This is a genomic window from Lentzea albida (assembly GCF_900111005.1).
GTDB lineage: Bacteria > Actinomycetota > Actinomycetes > Mycobacteriales > Pseudonocardiaceae > Lentzea > Lentzea albida.
The window spans coordinates 20,270-37,558 of record NZ_FOFV01000009.1; the positions used below are offsets into that span (position 1 = coordinate 20,270).

Genomic DNA, 17,289 nt, shown 5'->3' on the forward strand with positions numbered 1-17,289 from the left:
TCGGATATCGTCTGAAATCCGCCGCCGCTACCGCAGTACTGATGAGAAAGGCTGGCCATGCTGAAAACAGTGGCGGCTGCTGCCCTCGCGCTGTCCGCGGTGCTCACCGCGCCGGCCGCCCACGCAGCGCCCGACGTACCCGACTTCGTGACGATCGACGTCGTCACCGTCAACGGTTCCGGTTGTCCCGCCGGCACCGCGGCGGTCGCGGCCGCGGACGACCGCACGGCGTTCACGGTGACCTACAGCCAGTACCTCGCGCAGGCCGGCCAGGGCTCGGCGCCCACCGACTTCCGCAAGAACTGCCAGCTCAACATCAGGGTGAGCTACCCGCAGGGCTTCACGTTCGGCATCGCCCAGGCCGACTACCGCGGGTTCGCGAACCTCCAGCAGGGTGCCACCGGCACCGAGAAGGGCAACTACTACTTCCAGGGCATGTCGCAGGGCGCGAGCCGCAGCCACACGTTCACCGGCCCGAAGAGCGACAACTGGCAGGCGACCGACCGCGCGCAGGTCGCGGAAATCGTCTACGCGCCCTGCGGAGAAGTCCGTCACCTGAACATCAACACCGAACTCCGCGTGCACGCCGGAACCGCGTCGAAGGCGAACAGCTTCATGACGATGGATTCCACCGACAGCAGCGTGAGCACGAAGTACCAGCTCTCCTGGAAGCGCTGCTGACAAAGGCACCGATCACCGCCGCCCGTTCATTTCGTTGAACATCCCCGACGGAAAGGTGCCCCATGCTGAACACACTGGCCGCGGCCGCGCTCGCGATGTCGACGATCGTCTTCCCGCCCGGCGGCGCCCCCGGCGACACCCCGCCGCCGGACCACATCACCATCGACGTCGTGACGATCAACGGCTCCGGCTGCCGGGCGGGAACGGCCGCCGTCGCCGTCAGCCCGGACAACAAGGCGTTCACCGTCACCTACAGCGAGTTCATGGCGCAGGTCGGCCCCCAGGCCCTGCCCACCGACTTCCGCAAGAACTGCCAGCTGAACCTGCGCGTCAACGTGCCGTCCGGCTTCACCTACGGCATCTCCTCCACCGACTACCGCGGCTTCGCGCACCTGGAGCGCGGCGCCACCGCCCTGGAGAAGGCGAACTACTACTTCCAGGGCATGTCGCAGACGGAGTACAAGCAGCACAACTACAAGGGCCCGTTCAGCGACGACTGGCAGGCGACGGACACGACCGACGTGGCCGCCATCGTCTACCACCCGTGCGGCGAGAAGCGGAACTTCAACATCAACACGGAGCTGCGGGTCATGGCCGGCACGTCCGACAAGAAGCTCACGAGCTTCATCGCGATGGACTCGACGGACGGGTCCATCGAGACGACCTACCACTTCGCCTGGAAGACCTGTCCCCCTCCGAGGCCGTAGTACCGCGCCAGGTGCCGGGCATCCCGCGAACGGGGTGCCCGGCACGCCCCGTTCTGGGAAGATCGTCCCCTGCCGACCGTCTGGGGGGACGATGAAGCTGCACGCGCTGTCCGGAGTGGACCTGGGACCGGCGTTCCACGCGGTGGTGGACGCGATAGCAGCGGTGGTGCCGGCACCGCGGTACCCGCACCTGCCGGTGTTCCTCGACGACCTGCCCGACTCGTCGGCACGGGTGGACCTGATGCGGCTGGCCGTGCTCGTCGCGCTGGAACGGGTGGGCGGAACCGTCCACCCCGTGCCGGTCACGAACCCCTTCGGGTACCTGCCCGACCACGGCTGGCTGGTGTCCCGGGAGGAGTCGCCTCCCGCCCTCACCTTCCTCGACGACGAGACGATGCCCCGCGAGCGCACCGCAACCGTGGTCGGCGGCCCCGACGGAGCCGTCCGCATCACCGTCGGCGAGGCGCGGTTCGAGTTCGAGCCCCCGGCCGAAGAGGAATGCCGGCGACTGCTGGGCGCCGGGGCACGCGGGGCGGCGCTGAGCTTCCCCGTCTTCCCCGCCGCCGGACCGTCCCTGCTCGCACGCGGGAACGCGCCGGACGAGATCGTGCTGTGGCGGCTGGGCCTGCCTACCGCCTGGTTCCGGCTGCCCGGCCCGGTGCTGGCCGCCACCTACGTGTCCCAGTCACACCTGGACGCCCTGATCACGCTGGTCGAGGTCGACGGCGAGCTGCTCGTGCACGTCACCGGCGACGGCGACACCGGCCTGGTCAAGCTGCGCACCCCGATCGACTTCGAGGTGGCCGAGCACGACCTGTCCCCGCTCTACCTGCACTGCGTCGAGTCCTGGGACATCGGTGTCTACTTCCTCCGCGCCGGCGAGTGGTGGCACCTGCGTTGGTCACCCGGCCACGTGCTGCTCGAACCGTCGAACTCGAAGCTCCACCAGCCAGACACGTTCCCGTTCCACACCAAGCTCGACGGCGCCGGCATCGGACTGCGCGGGACGAGCATCAGCTACGCGTGGGACCGCGGCACGGCCTGGGAGGTGACGGGCACGGACTGGGAGGACACGCTCATCCCCGTTCCGCCCGAGGAGGAGGCGCTGCACCTGACGAAGGCCGGTGGCGGACCGGTGCTGCTCACCCGCGAAGGCTCCGTCGTCCGAGCCCGGACGCGGGACACCGTGCACACCGTCGTCGAGTTCGACGGCCCCGTGCTCCTGCACCACGGACTGCCGTGGGTGGCGGTGCAACGGTCACCGCACCTGGTCGAGATCATCGACGTCGCGACCGGCGCGGTGCTGCACCGCCTCGACACCGCCTAGTGGTGTGGCTCAGAACGTTGCCGGTGTATTCGTGGTCAGACGGGTGTGTCGGGGTGTCGCCCCCACGGCCTCGTACTGGTTGTACGGGGGCGTGGGGGCGGTGCCGCGACGGATCCTGCTGAGCGCGGATGCGCCGCCAACGTTCTGTGCCACGCCACTAGATCAGGAACCGGTACGCCGTGGACCCCGGCTCCACCGGCTGGATCCGCAGCGGTGACTCCTTCATCCGCCCCCACAGCAGGTCGTAGTCCTCGCGCCGCCCCAGCTCGATGCACACCAGCGCGGCCCCGGTCTCCCGGTTGTCCCGCTTGACGTACTCGAACCGCACGATGTCGTCGTCCTTGCCCAGCACGTCGTCGAGGAACCGCCGCAGCGCGCCGGGCTCCTGCGGGAACTCCACCAGGAACCAGTGCTTCAGGCCGCGGTGGACCATCGAGCGTTCGACGATCTCGGCGTAGCGGGACACGTCGTTGTTGCCACCGGACAACAAGCACACCACGGTCGAGTCGGGGGCGACGGAGATCTCCTCCAGCAGCGCGGCCGAGGCCAGGGCGCCGGCGGGCTCCGCGATGATGCCGTCGATCTGGTACAGCTCCAGCATCTCCGTGCACACCGCGCCCTCGGCCACGGTCAGCAGCTCGGCCCCGGAGTCGCGAACGAGCGGGAACGTCACCTCGCCCGCGCGGCGCACGGCGGCGCCGTCGACGAACGAGTCCACCTCGGGCAGGGTGACCGGGCCGCCCGCCTGGAGCGCGGCGATCATGCTGGCGGCGCCTGCGGGCTCCACGCCGATGATGCGGGTGCGCGGGAAGCGCTCCTTGAACCACGTGCCGACGCCGGAGAGCAGGCCGCCGCCGCCCACGGGCACGACGACCACGTCGGGGGCGCCGCCGAGCTGCTGGACGATCTCGAGGCCCACGGTGCCCTGGCCCGCGACCGTGCGGGCGTCGTCGAAGGCCGGGACGAGCGTGGCGCCCGTGGCCTCCGCGTACTCCTTCGCGAGGGCGGCCGCGTCGTCGTAGGTGTCGCCGTCGACGACCAGCTGGACCATGCCCTGGCCGAGCGCGGAGATGCGGTCGCGCTTCTGGCGCGGGGTGGTCCGCGGCACGTGCACGCGGCCCTCGATGCCCAGGCGGCGGCACGCGTAGGCGACGCCCTGGCCGTGGTTGCCCGCCGACGCGCAGACGGCGCCGCCGAACGCGAACTCGGTCTGGCAGAGCAGGTTGAACGCGCCCCGCAGCTTGTAGGAGCGGCCGACCTGGAGGTCCTCGCGCTTGAACCACACGCGGGCGCCGGTCCGTTCGGACAGCCGCTGGTTCACCTCGAGCGGCGTGGTGCGTGCGACTCCGCCGAGCCGGGCTGCGGCGGCGGACACCTCATCAGCGAAGGACATGTCAGTACATCTTCCGTGAACGACTCGGGTCTGGCACGCGTACCCCTAGAAGGAAGGGGGCGGTGCCGTGTTCCGTCTGCTGGGCGTGCTGACGCTGCTCATGGTGCTGTCCGCGGGTCACGCGCACGCCCACGGAGCGCCCACCGACCCCGCGAGCAGGGCTTTCCTCTGCTCGCCAGGTCAACCCACAGCATCATCCTCGCCCTGCCGCAGCGCCATCGCGGCGGGGTTGCCGTCCAAGGAGTGGGACAACATCCGGCTGGCGAACGTGCGCGGCCAGGACGCGGCCAGGGTCCCGGACGGCAGGCTGTGCAGCGCGGGGCTCCCGGCGTACGCCGGGCTGGACCTGCCGTCGGCCGCCTGGCCGGTGACGAAGCTCAAGGGCACCGCCTTCACCTACAGGGCCACGATCCCGCACCAGGGCTCGTTCCGGTTCTACGTGACGCGGGACGGCTACACGCCGGACAGGCCGTTGCGGTGGGCGGACCTGGACCAGTTCCTGAACGTGCCGTCGCCCCCGCTCGTCAACGGCTCCTACGAGTTCAAGGTGCAGCTGCCGCAGAACCGGACCGGGCGCCACCTGATCTACACGGTCTGGCAGAACACGGACACGCCCGACACCTACTACTCGTGCACCGACGTGGAGATCGCGGCGGCCGTGAAGCCGGCACCGCAGGCCCAGCCCGCACCCGTCGCCGCCCCGCCGGTGAAGACGGTGCCACCGACCGCACTCCCGGCCACGACGCCCTCCACCAAGCCGTCCGCGCCGAAGTCGAGCGTTCCCCGGCCGGTTCCCGTTGCGTCGAGTGCCGAACAACCTCCTTCCGACGCGACGAGGTTCGGCATGGCGGCCGTGGTCGCGGCCCTGGGCGGTCTCGCCGTGCTCGGCGGGTTCCTGTTGTGGCGCAGAAGAATTCTGTGAACGTACCGGTCCCCAACAGGTCTATACCACCTCTATCGTGATCTTCGGGCGCGCAACCCCTGCTACACGAAGGTGTGTACCCGATGGCACGAAAACTGTTGGCGTCACTGGCATTGCTCGTCGCCACCCTCGTCCCGGTCTCCTTCTCGGCAACCGTCACAGCACAAGCGGCACCGTTCAAGGTGCTCGCCTTCTACAACGGCACCTGGGACGCGGCGCACATCGCGTTCGTCAAGGAGGCGAACCCCTGGCTGACCCGCGCGGGTCAGGAGAACGGCTTCACCTACGAGTCCACGACGGACTGGAACCGGCTCAACAACCTGACCCCGGCCCAGGCGCAGGTCGTGGTGTTCCTCGACGACGCGCCCACCGGGTCGGCCGCACGCGCCGGGTTCCAGCGCTACGTCGAGGCCGGAGGCGGGTTCTTCGGCTTCCACGTCAGCGCGTTCACGCAGAACGCGAACGAGTGGTCGTGGTACCACAACACGTTCCTGGCCAAGGGGAACTTCGTCAGCAACACGTGGGGCCCGACCACCGCGGTGCTGAAGGTCGAGACCCGCACCCACCCCTCGACGCTGCGCCTGCCGGAGAGGTTCACCTCGGCGGTCAGCGAGTGGTATAGCTGGGACCGCGACCTGCGGCAGAACCCGAACGTCCAGGTCCTGGCGAGCGTCGACCCGTCGAGCTTCCCGCTCGGCACCGACCCGAACCAGCAGTGGCGCAGCGGCTACTACCCGATCATGTGGACGAACAAGAACTACAAGATGATCTACGCGAACTTCGGCCACGACGCCATGGACTACGCGGCCAACAAGCCGCTGTCGTCCACGTTCGCGAGCCAGACGCAGAACAACTTCCTCATCGACAGTCTGCTGTGGCTCGGCGGGGGCGGCACCCCGCCGCCGCAGGGTGAGTGGAAGACGGTCGTCAACCGCGGCAACGGCAAGTGCGTGGACGCCGCCGCGGCGGGTGTGAGCAACGGCACCGTCATCCAGCAGTACACGTGCAACGGCACCACGGCGCAGAACTTCCGCGCGGTGGCGACCACCGACGGCTACTCGCGCGTCGAGTACCGCAACGACCCGCTCAAGGTGCTCGACGTGAGCAACGTGTCGAACGCGGACAACGCCGGCATCCACCTGTGGGACTTCGGCGGCGGCACCAACCAGCAGTGGCGCGTCACGACCGGCGCCGACGGCTACTCGACGCTGACCGCCCGGCACTCGGGCAAGTGCCTCAGCGCCCCCGCCGGGAACTCCGACGGCGTGCAACTGGTCCAGGCGACGTGCAACGGGTCGGCGGCGCAGAGCTTCAAGATCGGTTAGCAGGGCGTTCGGGAGCGGTTCCGGTCAGGCGGCCGGAACCGCTCACGACCACCCGCTCCCCCGGCACCGGCACGCTCTGGTGCGGCGCGCCCAAGAACCCGTACATGTCGTTGAGCTGGTGCAACGCCTGCACCGCGTCCCGCCACACCGGGCAGGGCCACGCCCGGTGCTGCCCGTACCAGGTGCGGCACGACTTGCACCGGTGCCGCTCGTTCGGCTCGTGCATCCGCAGCAGCCCCCGCCACCACGGCAGGGCGTCGCGGAGCTGTTCGCGCAGTTCGAAGGCCTCGTGAGGCGATTCCGACCGCGCGAGCCGGTCCATGGTCTTGTAGACGACGTCGATCACCGACCGGTGGAACGAGTCCTGTCGTTCAGCAAGCGCCATGTCCGGATGTCCTCCGCGAAGTTGAGACAGGCACGGCGTGAGTCTATGTTGGCCAGTGGAGGGCTTTCAACTGGTGAAAATCCACTCACCCGCTCGGCCCTTTCCACGAGTGGAGACGCTCACCGCGCAACCGGGGGGATCAGGCGATGGCGGGGGAACGCTCCCTGGCGGACAGGCTCAACCACCTCTTCGCCAGGTACACGTCCCGTTCCGGCCACGAGTTCAGCAACGAACAGGTGGCCGCGGCGATCGCCGAGACCGGCGTGACGATCTCCCAGAGCTACATCTGGCAGCTGCGCAAGGGCAAGAAGGACAACCCGACGTTCAAGCACCTGCAGGCCCTGGCAGGCTTCTTCGGTGTGCCCGTGAGCTACTTCTTCGACGACGAGGTCACCGACCGCGTCGACGAGCAGCTGAAATCGTTGCAGGACGAGCAGTCGCGCCTCAACGAGATCGCCGCGGGCAGTGACGCGCAGCTCATGGCGATGCGCGCGGGGGAGCTGTCACCGGACCGCCGCCGCCTGGTCATGGAACTGCTCGACGTGGTCTACCGACAGGAACAGGCCGAGCGCGGTGAAGGATGACTCGTGGCCGAACGGGATTTGCGCAAGCGGTGCCGCCGCCTGCTGAACGAGCTGGACATCCAGCCTCCGCTCGACGTCTCGGAGCTCTGCCGCCGGGTCGGTGACCAGCGCGGCAAGCCGATCCGGCTGATCGCGCACCCGATCCCGGTGCCCGGCCCGTACGGCGTGTGGATCGCGACCGCGAAGGCCGACTACATCCTGTACCAGCAGGAGACGTCGAAGGCGCACCAGAACCACATCATCCTGCACGAGCTCGGTCACCTGCTGGCCGGTCACACGAGCGACGAGCAGGACGACGGCCTGCTCACGGGCCTGTACCCGGACCTCGAGCCGGACGCGGTGCGGCGGGCGCTGCGGCGCACCTCCTACGACTCGGAGCACGAGCGCGAGGCCGAGACGGTCGCGACGATCATCCTCGAGTGGGCGTCGGTGCTCGACAAGGTCGCGCCACGGGCCTCGGAGGGCCCCGCGCGCCGCATGTCCTCGTCACTCGCGGACCGCCTGGGGTGGTTGTAGTGGAGTACCTCAAGGAGACCCAGGGCATCGTCGCGTTCTCGGCGCTGGCGGTCGTGCTGTACCTGCTGGTGCGCCGGCCCCGCGACCCGCGCCTGCGATCGGTGACCGCGCTGGTGGCGGGCTGGGCGATCGGCTACCCGTTCGGCCGGGCGGCCTCGGCCGGCCGGTGGTTGTTCGGACTCGACCCGATGGTCTGCCAGCTCATCCAGCACTCGATGCTGCAGGTCGGCGTGTACGGGCTGATCTGCTTCTTCATCTTCTCCGCCCTGGACGACGCCCGCGCGAAACGGCAGGCGTTGCTCCAGCTCGCGCCCCTGGTGCTGTGCATCAGCATCATGACGTGGGCGGTGCTCGCGATCCCCGACGAGCTGCGCGTGGCGGCGGCCCGCGTGCCGAACTCGCTCGGCGGCGGCCCGACCGGGATCCTCGCGATCACGGTGTTCTACGCGCTGGGCAACGGCTACCTGCTCTACGGCTTCGCGACGATGTTCGTCTGGGCCCGCCGCTACGCCCGCGAGGCCGAGCCCCGCCTGCGCCGCGGCCTGCTGATCACCTCGACGGGCCTCGCGCTGCTGGTGCCCGCCGACGCGATCTTCGTGTCGTCGAACATCTCCCGCTACTTCGGCGAGCCGCTCCCCCGCTGGCTGCTGACCACCGCCGTGTGGTTCCTGCTGCCGGGCGTGCTGCTGGCCGTCATCGGCGTGATCTACCCGATCGCGGCGATGCGGTTCGCGGCGAGCCGCCTGTGGCTGCGGCACCTGCGCGCGTACCACCGCCTGGCTCCACTGTGGACGTTGCTGCACCAGTCGTTCCCGGAGGACGCGCTGCACCGCGTGCCGTCGCGCCGGGACGCGTTCTCGTTGCGGGGCGTGCACCGGCGCTACTACCGGCGGGTGATCGAGTGCCGCGACGGGCTCGTGCGGATCAGCCCGTACGTCGCGGAGACGCCCGAGGAGCTGCCGCTGTCCGAACGGCTGCGGACCGGGCTGGAGACGCGCAGGTCGGGAGCGGTCACGATGAGGCTGCCGATCGCACTGGCCATCCCCGAGGACGACGGGATGGACGCCGACGTGCGCGAACTCGAAAAGCTCGCGGTGTCCCTGCGCTGAGCTTATGGTCGCCCAGTGGACCTGCCCGTGATGCCGCCGGTGAAGCCGATGCTCGCGAAGTCCGTCCCCGAGCTGCCGCGCGGGGACGGACTGGCGTACGAGCCGAAGTGGGACGGCTTCCGCTGCATCGTGTTCCGCGACGGCGACGAGGTCGAGCTCGGCTCGCGCAACGACAAGCCGCTCACCCGGTACTTCCCCGAGGTCGTGGAGCTGCTGAAGCGGGCGCTGCCGCCGCGGTGCGTCGTGGACGGCGAGATCGTGCTGGTCACGCCGGACGGGCTGAGCTTCGACACCCTCCAGCTGCGGCTGCACCCGGCCGCGTCGCGCGTCCGCAAGCTCTCGGTCGAGACACCGGCGAGCTTCGTGGCGTTCGACCTGCTGGCGCTGGGCGACTCCGACCTCACCAGCCTGACGCTGGCCGAGCGGCGGTCCCTGCTGGAGAAGGCCGTCACCGAGGTGCCGGGCATCTACCTGACACCGTCCACGACGGATCCCGAGGTCGCGCAGGACTGGTTCACCCGGTTCGAGGGCGCGGGCTTCGACGGCGTGGTCGTGAAGGCCCTGGACGGCGTCTACGAGCCCGACAAGCGCGTGATGTTCAAGGTGAAGCACGAGCGGACGGCCGACTGCGTGGTCGCGGGCTACCGGCTGCACAAGGACGGCGAGACGGTCGGGTCGCTGGTGCTGGGGCTCTACCAGGACGGCGAGCTGCACAACGTGGGCGTGGCCAGCAGCTTCACGGCGGCGCGGCGGCGGGAGCTGGTCGACGAGCTCGCGCCGTTGCTCGACCCCGCCGAGCACCCGTGGGCCGCGTGGGCGACGTACGAGGGTCCCGGCATGAACAGCCGGTGGAACCCCGGCAAGCAGCTCCAGGTCGTGCTGCTGGAGCCCAGCCGGGTGGCGGAGGTGCGGTACGAGCACGTCCAGGGCGGGCGGTTCCGGCACACGGCCCGGCTGGTGCGGTTCCGCCCCGACAGGGAGCCCCTGGACTGCACGTACGAGCAGCTCGAGGAGGTGCCGCCCGCCGAGCTGGACGCCCTGTTCGGCGAGGCCGAGCGCAGGCGCACAATCGAACCGTGAAGGTGATCAGGCGGGACGGCACGCACGAGATCGAGATCCAGCGGTCGCGGTTCCTGTGCCACGTCGCTCGCGTCATCACCGACGCCGAGGCCTCGGAGTTCTTCACCCGGATCCGCAAGGAGCACTGGCAGGCCTCGCACAACTGCACGGCGTTCCGGACCGCGGACACCCAGCGCTCGTCCGACGACGGCGAACCCGCCGGGACGGCCGGCGTGCCCATGCTGGAGGTCCTGACCAGGCGTGACCTGGTCGACACGGCCGTCGTCGTCACCCGCTACTACGGCGGGATCAAGCTCGGGGCCGGTGGCCTGGTCCGCGCGTACGGACGGGCCGTGTCCGAGGCCGTCGACGCGCTGGGGACCTTGAGTCGTGAACGGCACGAGAGCGTGCTGCTGGCGGTGGACCACGATCAGGCGGGGAAGCTGGAGAACGCGTTGCGCGCGGCCGGGCACCACGTCGCGGACACCGACTACGGTCATGACGTCACCTTCACCGTTCTGACGAAGGACCCGGAGGCGTTCGAGGTCTGGCTCGCCGCTCAGACCGGCGGTGCGGTCACCGCGATCAGGGGCGAGCCGGTCGACCTGGACGTTGCCGACTAGAACTTCTCGGCCCAGTCGAGGGCGTAGTCGGCGACCTCTTCCCAGCCCTGCGTGCCCATCACGAAGTGCGGGCGGTTCGGGAACTCCTTGATCTCCGTGACGGTGGGCGTCTTGTACCGACGGGCGTTCTCCCGGTTCATCGAGGCGGGCACGACGTTGTCGCTCTCACTCGCGATGAACAGCAGCGGCGCGCGGTTCGGGTTCTTGTAGTCGACCTTCGTGGCGTTGTGGGTGGTGAAGTTCGCGGTCGCGGCCTGCCACAGCGGACGTCCCGGCGCGGTGATGGCCCACTTCTCGCGCAGCGCCTCGGCTTCGTCCTCCGGGAGCGTGTTCGTGAAGGCGTAATGCCATTCCTCGGCCGTCAGGGCGACGTTGCGCTTGACGTTGGCCGGGTTCTTGAGCACCGGGAACGCGGCCTTGAGCGACGAGAACGGCAGGCCCAGCGTGCCCTTGGCGGGCGCGGAGTGGATCGCGACGCCGGCCTTGCCGAGGCCCCGGTCGAGCAGCTTTTGCGTGATCAGGCCGCCGAACGAGTGGCCCATGATGATCGCGTCCTCGGCGTGGTGGTCGCGGATGAACTTCTCCACGTGGTCGGTGATCTCGACGACGCCCAGGCCGTTCGCGACCTCCGGGTGGGCCCGCATCTGCGCGACCTCGCCGTAGCCGGGCCAGGTCGGCGTGAGCACCTCGTGGCCGGCGGCCTCGAAGCGTTCGGCGACGTTCTTCCAGCTCGCCGCGGTGAGCCACAGTCCGTGAACCAGCACGATCTTCGACATTTCGTCTCCTCCAGCTGCGGAGAACGATCGTTCTCCGGTGTGTTTGCTACAGTAGAGAACGAGCGTTCTCCACGGCAAGGGGTAATTGAAGTGACCACGACCACACAAGGTGATGCCGAGGCCCGGGAAAGGGTCCTGGAAGCCGCTGACCGGCTCTTTTACGCGAAGAGCGCGCACGCGGTCGGCATGGACGAGCTGCGCGCGGAGGCCGGCGTCTCCCTGAAGAAGCTCTACTCGCTCTTCGACGGCAAGGAGGCGCTGGTCGAGGAGGTGCTGCGGCGGCGCGAGGAGGCCATCACCGCCGCGACGATGAAGTACGTGCTGCGCGCGTCGACGCCGGAGGACCAGATCCTCGCGGTCTTCGACTGGATGGCGGACTCGTCCGGGACGACGGACTTCCGCGGGTGCGCGTTCATCAACTCCTACGCGGAGCTGGGGCCGTCCTCGGAGCGCGTGACGGCGGTGGTGCGCCACCAGAAGTCCGGCGTGCGGGGCGCGATCGCGGCGATGGTCGCGGCGACCGGGCGGCCGGAGTGGGTGGCGGACTCGATCTTCCTGCTGTTCGAGGGGGCGATGACGAACACGGCGATCACGGTGTCGTCCGAACCCGCCCGGCAGGCACAGGTGGCGGCGCGCTTCCTGCTGGAGAAGACAGCCTGAAGCGCGCCGCGGTTCACCCGTTGGTGCTCACGTACAAGGGCGGTTACGTGCAGGGGATGACATCGGGATCGGCGCCCGCCTTGGGCACCCACCGGATGTTCGCGAACGAGGCCTGGAACGCGCCGTCGGTGTAGACGAGGAACGGCGTGTTGACGCTCTCCAGGTCCAGTCCCTTGTCGGAGAAGCAGGAGACGGGCACCTTGACCGTCGCCTTCTGCCCGACCGGGAGGTTGCGGAACGCTTGCGTGGCATCGATCTCGGCCATGCACGGGTACTGGCAGTGCGCGCTGATGACCGTGCGGTTGGCCGGGGCCTGGTGCACGATCACGTCGAACTGGATGGCCGCGTTGGCGTTGCCGTAACCGCGGAGGTCGCTGACCGCCGGGCTCTGCAGGTACACCTGCGCGGGGCCGGTGCCGGTCCACGTGGTCTTGAGCGCGTCCTGCTGGACGTTGACGTCGGACTGCACGACGTTGATCTCGGCGTGCGAGGCCTGGCCGTCGGGCCCGATGACCGTGCCGCCCCAGTTCTCCGCCGAGCCGATCATCGACTGGTACGGCGCGATGTCGGTGCGGTTGAAGATCTCGAGGTCGTCGGTCGCGGTGCCGCCGCCACCACCGGAGCACAGCGCGCCGGGGCTCGTCTCGTCGAGCTTGCCGACGCGGCCGGTCTCCCAGTCGCGCAGGCCGTAGCCGAGCTTGAACAGCGGCTTCTTCGCGGGCTCACCGGGCAGCGCCGGGCAGGCCTCGCCGGGCCACGAGTAGGACAGCTTGCCGCTGAACCCGTTGTGCTTGCCGCGGATCAGCAGGTCGGCGATGCCGCCGCCCTCGGAGCCGGGCAGCCAGGCCGCCACGAACGCGTCGGAGCGGTTGATCTCCTTGTTCATGTAGAGCGCACGGCCGCCGACGTAGACGGTGATGACCGGCTTGCCCTTGCCCGAGACCTTGTCGAGCACGGCGATGTCCTGCGGGTGCAGGCGAGCGGCCTCGAAGGAGCGCTTGCCGAGGTCGCCGACGCCCTCCGCGTACGGCGTCTCACCGATGACGGCGATGACGGCGTCGAACTGACTCGGGTCGACGCCCTCCGCGGTCTCGGCGAACGTGACGTTCGAGGTGCCCAGGGTGTCCTGGATGCCCTTGAGGATGCTGGTGGCGTTGGGGAAGTCGGCGTTGGTGTTGCCGGTGCCCTGCCAGGACAGCGTCCAGCCACCGGTCTGGTTGCCGATGTTGTCGGCGCTCTTGCCGACCACCAGCACCTTGCTGCGCTTGGAAAGCGGCAGCACGCGCTTCTCGTTCTTGAGCAGCACGGCGGACTCGCGCACGGCCTCGCGTGCCAGTTCCTTGTGCTGCAACGCCTTCGCGTCACCGGCGTGCTCGCGCAGCGACGGCTTCTCGGCCTCGAACACACCGGCGCGCAGCTTGACGCGCAGGATGCGGGTCACCGCGTCGTCGATGCGCGCCATCGGGATCTCGCCCTTTTCGACGGACGCGATCGTGTTGGTGATGAAGGCCTTCCAGTCGTTCGGCACCATGATGATGTCGAGACCGGCGTTGATCGCCTGCGGGCAGCTCGCGTTGGTGCAGCCGGTGACCTGGCCGTGGCCGTTCCAGTCGGAGACGAGCAGGCCGTCGAAGCCCATCTTCTCCTTGAGGATGCCGGTCTGCACGTACTTGGAGCCGTGCACCTTGCCCTCGTTGATGACGTCGTTCGTCCAGCTGTTGAACGAGATCATCACCGTCTGCGCACCCGCGGCGAGGGCACCGTAGTAGCCCTGGCCGTGGATGTTGATCATGTCCTTCTCGGACGAGGCGTTGACGCCCTGGTCCTTGCCGCCGGTCGTGCCGCCGTCACCGAGGAAGTGCTTGGCGGTGGCGATCACGCCGTCCTCGCCGATGCGCTTCTTCGCGTTGTCCTGCAAGCCCTTCACGGCCTCGTAGCCGTAGGCGCGGGTGATGCGCGGATCCTCGGAGAAGCCCTCGTACGTGCGGCCCCACCGGTCGTCCTGCACGACGGCGAGCGTCGGCGCGAACGCCCAGTCCTGGCCGGTCGCGCGGATCTGCTCGGCCGTGGCCTCGTTGATGTCGCGGATGAGGCACGGGTCCTGCGTCGCACCGAGACCGATGTTGTGCGGGAAGACCGTCGCACCGTAGACGTTGTTGTTGCCGTGCACCGCGTCGATGCCCCAGATGACGGGGATCTTGGTGCGCGACTGCTTCGAGGCCTCGAAGTACGCGTCGGCGAGCGCGAGCCACTCCTGCGGCGTCGCGTTCTTCTTCGCGCCGGGCCAGCTGCCACCACCGTTGAGGACGGACCCGAACCCGTAGTTCTTGACGTCCTCCGCCGTGATCGCGGCGATCTCGGGCTGCGTCATCTGGCCGACCTTCTCGGCCAGCGTCATGTCCTTGAGGATCGCCTTGATCCGGGCCTCGTCCTTGCGGTCACCCGTGAGCTGGCTCTCGACCTTCGGCCAGCCCTTGAGCTCCGGCAAGGACTTCTCGATGCGAGCGCAGCCGTTCTGCGTCTTCGGCTGCCCGATGACCGTCTGCTTGGGCGGCTTCGGCGGCCAGTGCTGCGCGTCCTGCGCCACGGCCGCCGAGGTCGTGCCGGCGGCGAGCGTCAGCCCCAGCACTGCGGCGAGAGTGCTTCTCCATTGCATGCCGCCGATCCTCAACGGCGTGTTACGTCCGCGTCAATGGGAACGCTCTCACGACTTTGTTCCGGAAACTTTCGGGACGAAAGTCCCATAGCGGGCTTGTTCGGTGCTGTGCGGTTTTGAGGGAGATTTGGCGGGTGGGTGGGGTGGAGGCGTGTGGCGGGTGCTGGTGGCCGAGTCCTCGGCGTATCGGCGGGTCAGCTTGTGTGGGCTGTGCCGGTTCCAGCGGAGGGGTCGCCTTCTGCGGTCGCGTCACCTTGGGTGCGTGGTCGGCTTGGGTCGTGTCGAGCCGGTGCCGGTCATCGCCGCTTCGCGACGATCGCGATTGGGGCTTGACTTCGGGGCCCTTGCGAGGCCTTCCTCGGCCTGGAAAAGCCGGGGTTGTGAAGCCCGGCCGAGTGGTCAAGTTCAAGGCCTCGCACCCGAAGTCAAGCCCCAATCGCCGTCGGGGTTGAGTCACCACCGCTTGCCCGGGCCGGTAGAAGGAGGGACGCCTCGCCTTCGGCATTGCCGTTAGCGGCAGGTGCCTCGGCTTCGCCGTTGGCCGTTGGGTCGTGGAGGGACGCCTCGGCTTCGCCATTGCGTCGACGGCGGGTGACTCGGCATCGCTTTCGCCCGTGCCGTCGGACAGCAGAAGGCCCCCGGCTCACGTAGGAGCCAGGGGCCGTCGTGCGGAGGTGTCAGCCTGCCAGCGCGCGCACCCGGCGCAGCACCTCGTCCGCCCCCAGGGTGCGGGCCACCGCGTGCAGGTCCGGGCTCGCCTTGGAGCCGGTCAGCGCCACCCGGATGAGCTGCGCCGCCTCACGGATCGAGCCGGGGTACGCGTCCGGGTTCTTCTTGTACTCCTTGGGGTTCGGCGCGAAGCCGTGCTTGGTGGCGAGCTCGCGGATCTGGCCGAACCACTCCTGGCCGTCCTCCAGGTCGGCGTAGCCGTCGGCGAAGTCCGCGGCGAACGCGGAGATCAGCTCCGGCGGCAGGCCGCCGAGGCGCTCGTCGGTCCTGTCGGAGACGAGCGGGAAGAGCGACGGGAAGAAGAAGCCGTAGGCGGTGCGGAAGTCCGACCACTTGCGGAGGTCCTTGCGCGGGTTCGCGACCTCCGGGCCCCGCTCCACCCGCAGGGCGGCCAGGGCCGCGTCGCGCTCCGCGGCCAGCACCTCGACCAGCTCGGGGTCGTACTTGGTGGCCCACTCCGAGACGCGGGCGATGATCTCCTCGCCGGAGAGGGTGGCCACGTAGTCGGCGCAGATGTCGTCCAGCTTGACGAGGTCGACGAGGGGGCCCGCCACGCCGCACTCGGCGAGGGAGATCGGCGACGCCAGTGCCTCGTCCAGCGGCAGTTCGGCCAGGCGGGCGTTCACCAGGCCGCGCAGGTAGTACTGGACGGCCTCGGCCGGGAAGCCCGCCTCGATGAAGAACTCGACGGAGGCCTCGGGGTCCTTGCGCTTCGAGAGCTTGCGGCGGGAGCCGCCCTGCTGCTTCATCAGCGGCGCGATGTGGGCGTACTCGACGCGCTCGAAGCCCAGGGCGTCGAACAGCTGCAGGTGGGTCGGGACGGAGGAGATCCACTCCTCGCCGCGGATCACCAGGTTCACGCGCATCAGGTGGTCGTCGACGGCGTGCGCGAAGTGGTACGTGGGCAGGCGCGGGGACTGGTCGGACGCCTTGAGGATCACCACGTCGTTGCGGTTGGCCTCGTGCTCCAGCGGGCCGCGGATGGCGTCGACGAACGACGTGCGCTCCCCCGCCTTGCCCGGTGAGCGGAAGCGGACGACGTACGGGCGGCCCTCGTCCAAAGCGGCCTGGACGTCCTCGGCGGTCTTGTCGCGCCAGATCGCCCAGCGGCCGTAGTAGCCGGTGGGGAGCTTCGTGGCCTGCTGGCGCGCGGTGATGTCCGCGAGCTCTTCCTTCGTCGCGAAGCAGAGGTACGCCTTGTCGGCGCGCAGCAGCTCGCGCACGTACGTCAGGTAGATCTGCTCGCGCTGCGACTGGTGGTACGGGCCGTACGCGCCCACCTCGTCGGCCTCGTCGGGCTGGATGCCGAAGTACTCGAACGCCTGGTTGAACTGCTCGACGGCGCCGGCGACCTCACGGGCCTGGTCGGTGTCCTCGACGCGCACGATGTACGAGCCACCGGAGTGGGTCGCGATGTCGCGGTCGATCGAGCCGACGTACAGGCCGCCGATGTGCAGGAACCCGGTCGGCGACGGCCCCAGGCGGGTGACCTTCGCGCCTTCGCCCAGCCCGCGGGGCGGGTACTGCTCCTCCCAGAAGGACGGCTCAGGCAGGTCCGAGGGGAACAGGGCGTCGACGACGGCACGGTCGAGCATCGCTAGGGGTCTCCAAAACGGGGTGGAAGAAGTCTCCCCAGGTTAGCAACGCGGGCCAGCCGAAATGCCGGGCCCCGGATGATCGGCCCAGAGCCTGTCTGCCCGGTCCCGTCCCCGAGAGGTGCGCCTGAGGTGGCTCCTGGCGGTGCGGGCGGCCGACCCGCATACCGGTGTTGTATTCGGGTCGGCCGCCCGTGCCCCCAGGAGCCACCTCAGGCCCGGGTCTCGCGGGCGGGACTGGG

16 protein-coding genes are annotated in these 17,289 nt (G+C 69.3%); 11 read left to right on the top strand and 5 right to left on the bottom strand.

The window, feature by feature from the left end; all coding sequences use genetic code 11:
* Positions 1-57 precede the first annotated feature (57 nt).
* The 3 genes from BMY74_RS22615 (at position 58) to BMY74_RS22625 (ending at position 2,715) form a co-directional block, all read left to right on the top strand.
* Complete coding sequence (locus BMY74_RS22615) at positions 58-681, top strand: DUF4360 domain-containing protein (RefSeq protein ID WP_089919198.1); 624 nt, start codon at positions 58-60, stop codon at positions 679-681.
* Positions 682-743: 62 nt separating this feature from the next.
* On the top strand, positions 744-1,388 hold the full coding sequence (locus BMY74_RS22620) for a DUF4360 domain-containing protein (RefSeq protein ID WP_089919200.1): 645 nt from the start codon (positions 744-746) through the stop codon (positions 1,386-1,388).
* Positions 1,389-1,479: 91 nt separating this feature from the next.
* Entirely contained in the window at positions 1,480-2,715 is a 1,236-nt protein-coding gene (locus BMY74_RS22625) for a hypothetical protein (RefSeq protein WP_089919202.1), read from the top strand.
* A 157-nt stretch (positions 2,716-2,872) separates the two neighbouring features.
* Here BMY74_RS22625 and ilvA read toward each other — a convergent pair whose 3' ends face one another.
* Positions 2,873-4,108, bottom strand: a complete 1,236-nt coding sequence (gene ilvA, locus BMY74_RS22630) for a threonine ammonia-lyase IlvA (protein ID WP_089919204.1) — start codon at positions 4,106-4,108, stop codon at positions 2,873-2,875.
* Between the two features lie 67 nt (positions 4,109-4,175).
* Between ilvA and BMY74_RS22635 the strand changes: the two genes are divergently transcribed.
* The gene (locus BMY74_RS22635; protein WP_218159698.1) at positions 4,176-5,030 is read left to right on the top strand and encodes a lytic polysaccharide monooxygenase auxiliary activity family 9 protein; all 855 of its coding nucleotides are present in this window, start codon (positions 4,176-4,178) and stop codon (positions 5,028-5,030) included.
* 83 nt (positions 5,031-5,113) lie between these two features.
* Positions 5,114-6,355, top strand: a complete 1,242-nt coding sequence (locus BMY74_RS22640) for a ThuA domain-containing protein (protein WP_089919664.1) — start codon at positions 5,114-5,116, stop codon at positions 6,353-6,355.
* Here the strand turns inward: BMY74_RS22640 and BMY74_RS22645 are convergent.
* Positions 6,342-6,740 carry a hypothetical protein gene (locus tag BMY74_RS22645; protein WP_089919205.1) on the bottom strand — a complete coding sequence of 133 codons (399 nt, stop codon included), beginning with the start codon at positions 6,738-6,740 and terminating at the stop codon, positions 6,342-6,344. The two genes, BMY74_RS22640 and BMY74_RS22645, sit on opposite strands and share 14 nt — an antisense overlap.
* A gap of 146 nt (positions 6,741-6,886) precedes the next feature.
* Between BMY74_RS22645 and BMY74_RS22650 the strand changes: the two genes are divergently transcribed.
* Genes BMY74_RS22650 through BMY74_RS22670 form a run of 5 tightly spaced genes read left to right on the top strand, consistent with a single transcriptional unit; the run spans position 6,887 to position 10,631 of the window.
* Complete coding sequence (locus BMY74_RS22650) at positions 6,887-7,324, top strand: helix-turn-helix domain-containing protein (RefSeq protein ID WP_089919208.1); 438 nt, start codon at positions 6,887-6,889, stop codon at positions 7,322-7,324.
* A gap of 3 nt (positions 7,325-7,327) precedes the next feature.
* Positions 7,328-7,840 carry an ImmA/IrrE family metallo-endopeptidase gene (locus BMY74_RS22655; RefSeq protein ID WP_089919210.1) on the top strand — a complete coding sequence of 171 codons (513 nt, stop codon included), beginning with the start codon at positions 7,328-7,330 and terminating at the stop codon, positions 7,838-7,840.
* Positions 7,840-8,949, top strand: coding sequence for an MAB_1171c family putative transporter (locus tag BMY74_RS22660; RefSeq protein ID WP_089919211.1), 1,110 nt, complete (start codon positions 7,840-7,842; stop codon positions 8,947-8,949). The genes BMY74_RS22655 and BMY74_RS22660 overlap by 1 nt, the downstream gene beginning before the upstream one ends.
* Before the next feature lie 15 nt (positions 8,950-8,964).
* The gene (locus BMY74_RS22665; RefSeq protein WP_089919213.1) at positions 8,965-10,029 is read left to right on the top strand and encodes an ATP-dependent DNA ligase; all 1,065 of its coding nucleotides are present in this window, start codon (positions 8,965-8,967) and stop codon (positions 10,027-10,029) included.
* Positions 10,026-10,631 (top strand): YigZ family protein, encoded by a 606-nt coding sequence (locus BMY74_RS22670; protein WP_089919215.1) that lies wholly within the window; start codon positions 10,026-10,028, stop codon positions 10,629-10,631. Before BMY74_RS22665 ends, BMY74_RS22670 begins: the two co-directional genes overlap by 4 nt.
* Here the strand turns inward: BMY74_RS22670 and BMY74_RS22675 are convergent.
* Positions 10,628-11,407, bottom strand: coding sequence for an alpha/beta hydrolase (locus BMY74_RS22675; protein WP_089919217.1), 780 nt, complete (start codon positions 11,405-11,407; stop codon positions 10,628-10,630). The two genes, BMY74_RS22670 and BMY74_RS22675, sit on opposite strands and share 4 nt — an antisense overlap.
* Before the next feature lie 90 nt (positions 11,408-11,497).
* Here BMY74_RS22675 and BMY74_RS22680 point away from each other — a divergent pair, with 90 nt between their 5' ends.
* The gene (locus BMY74_RS22680; protein WP_089919219.1) at positions 11,498-12,067 is read left to right on the top strand and encodes a TetR/AcrR family transcriptional regulator; all 570 of its coding nucleotides are present in this window, start codon (positions 11,498-11,500) and stop codon (positions 12,065-12,067) included.
* A gap of 43 nt (positions 12,068-12,110) precedes the next feature.
* Here BMY74_RS22680 and BMY74_RS22685 read toward each other — a convergent pair whose 3' ends face one another.
* On the bottom strand, positions 12,111-14,723 hold the full coding sequence (locus tag BMY74_RS22685; RefSeq protein WP_089919221.1) for a glycoside hydrolase family 3 protein: 2,613 nt from the start codon (positions 14,721-14,723) through the stop codon (positions 12,111-12,113).
* Positions 14,724-15,400: 677 nt separating this feature from the next.
* On the bottom strand, positions 15,401-17,047 hold the full coding sequence (locus BMY74_RS22690) for a glutamate--tRNA ligase (RefSeq protein ID WP_089919223.1): 1,647 nt from the start codon (positions 17,045-17,047) through the stop codon (positions 15,401-15,403).
* Positions 17,048-17,289 lie beyond the last annotated feature (242 nt).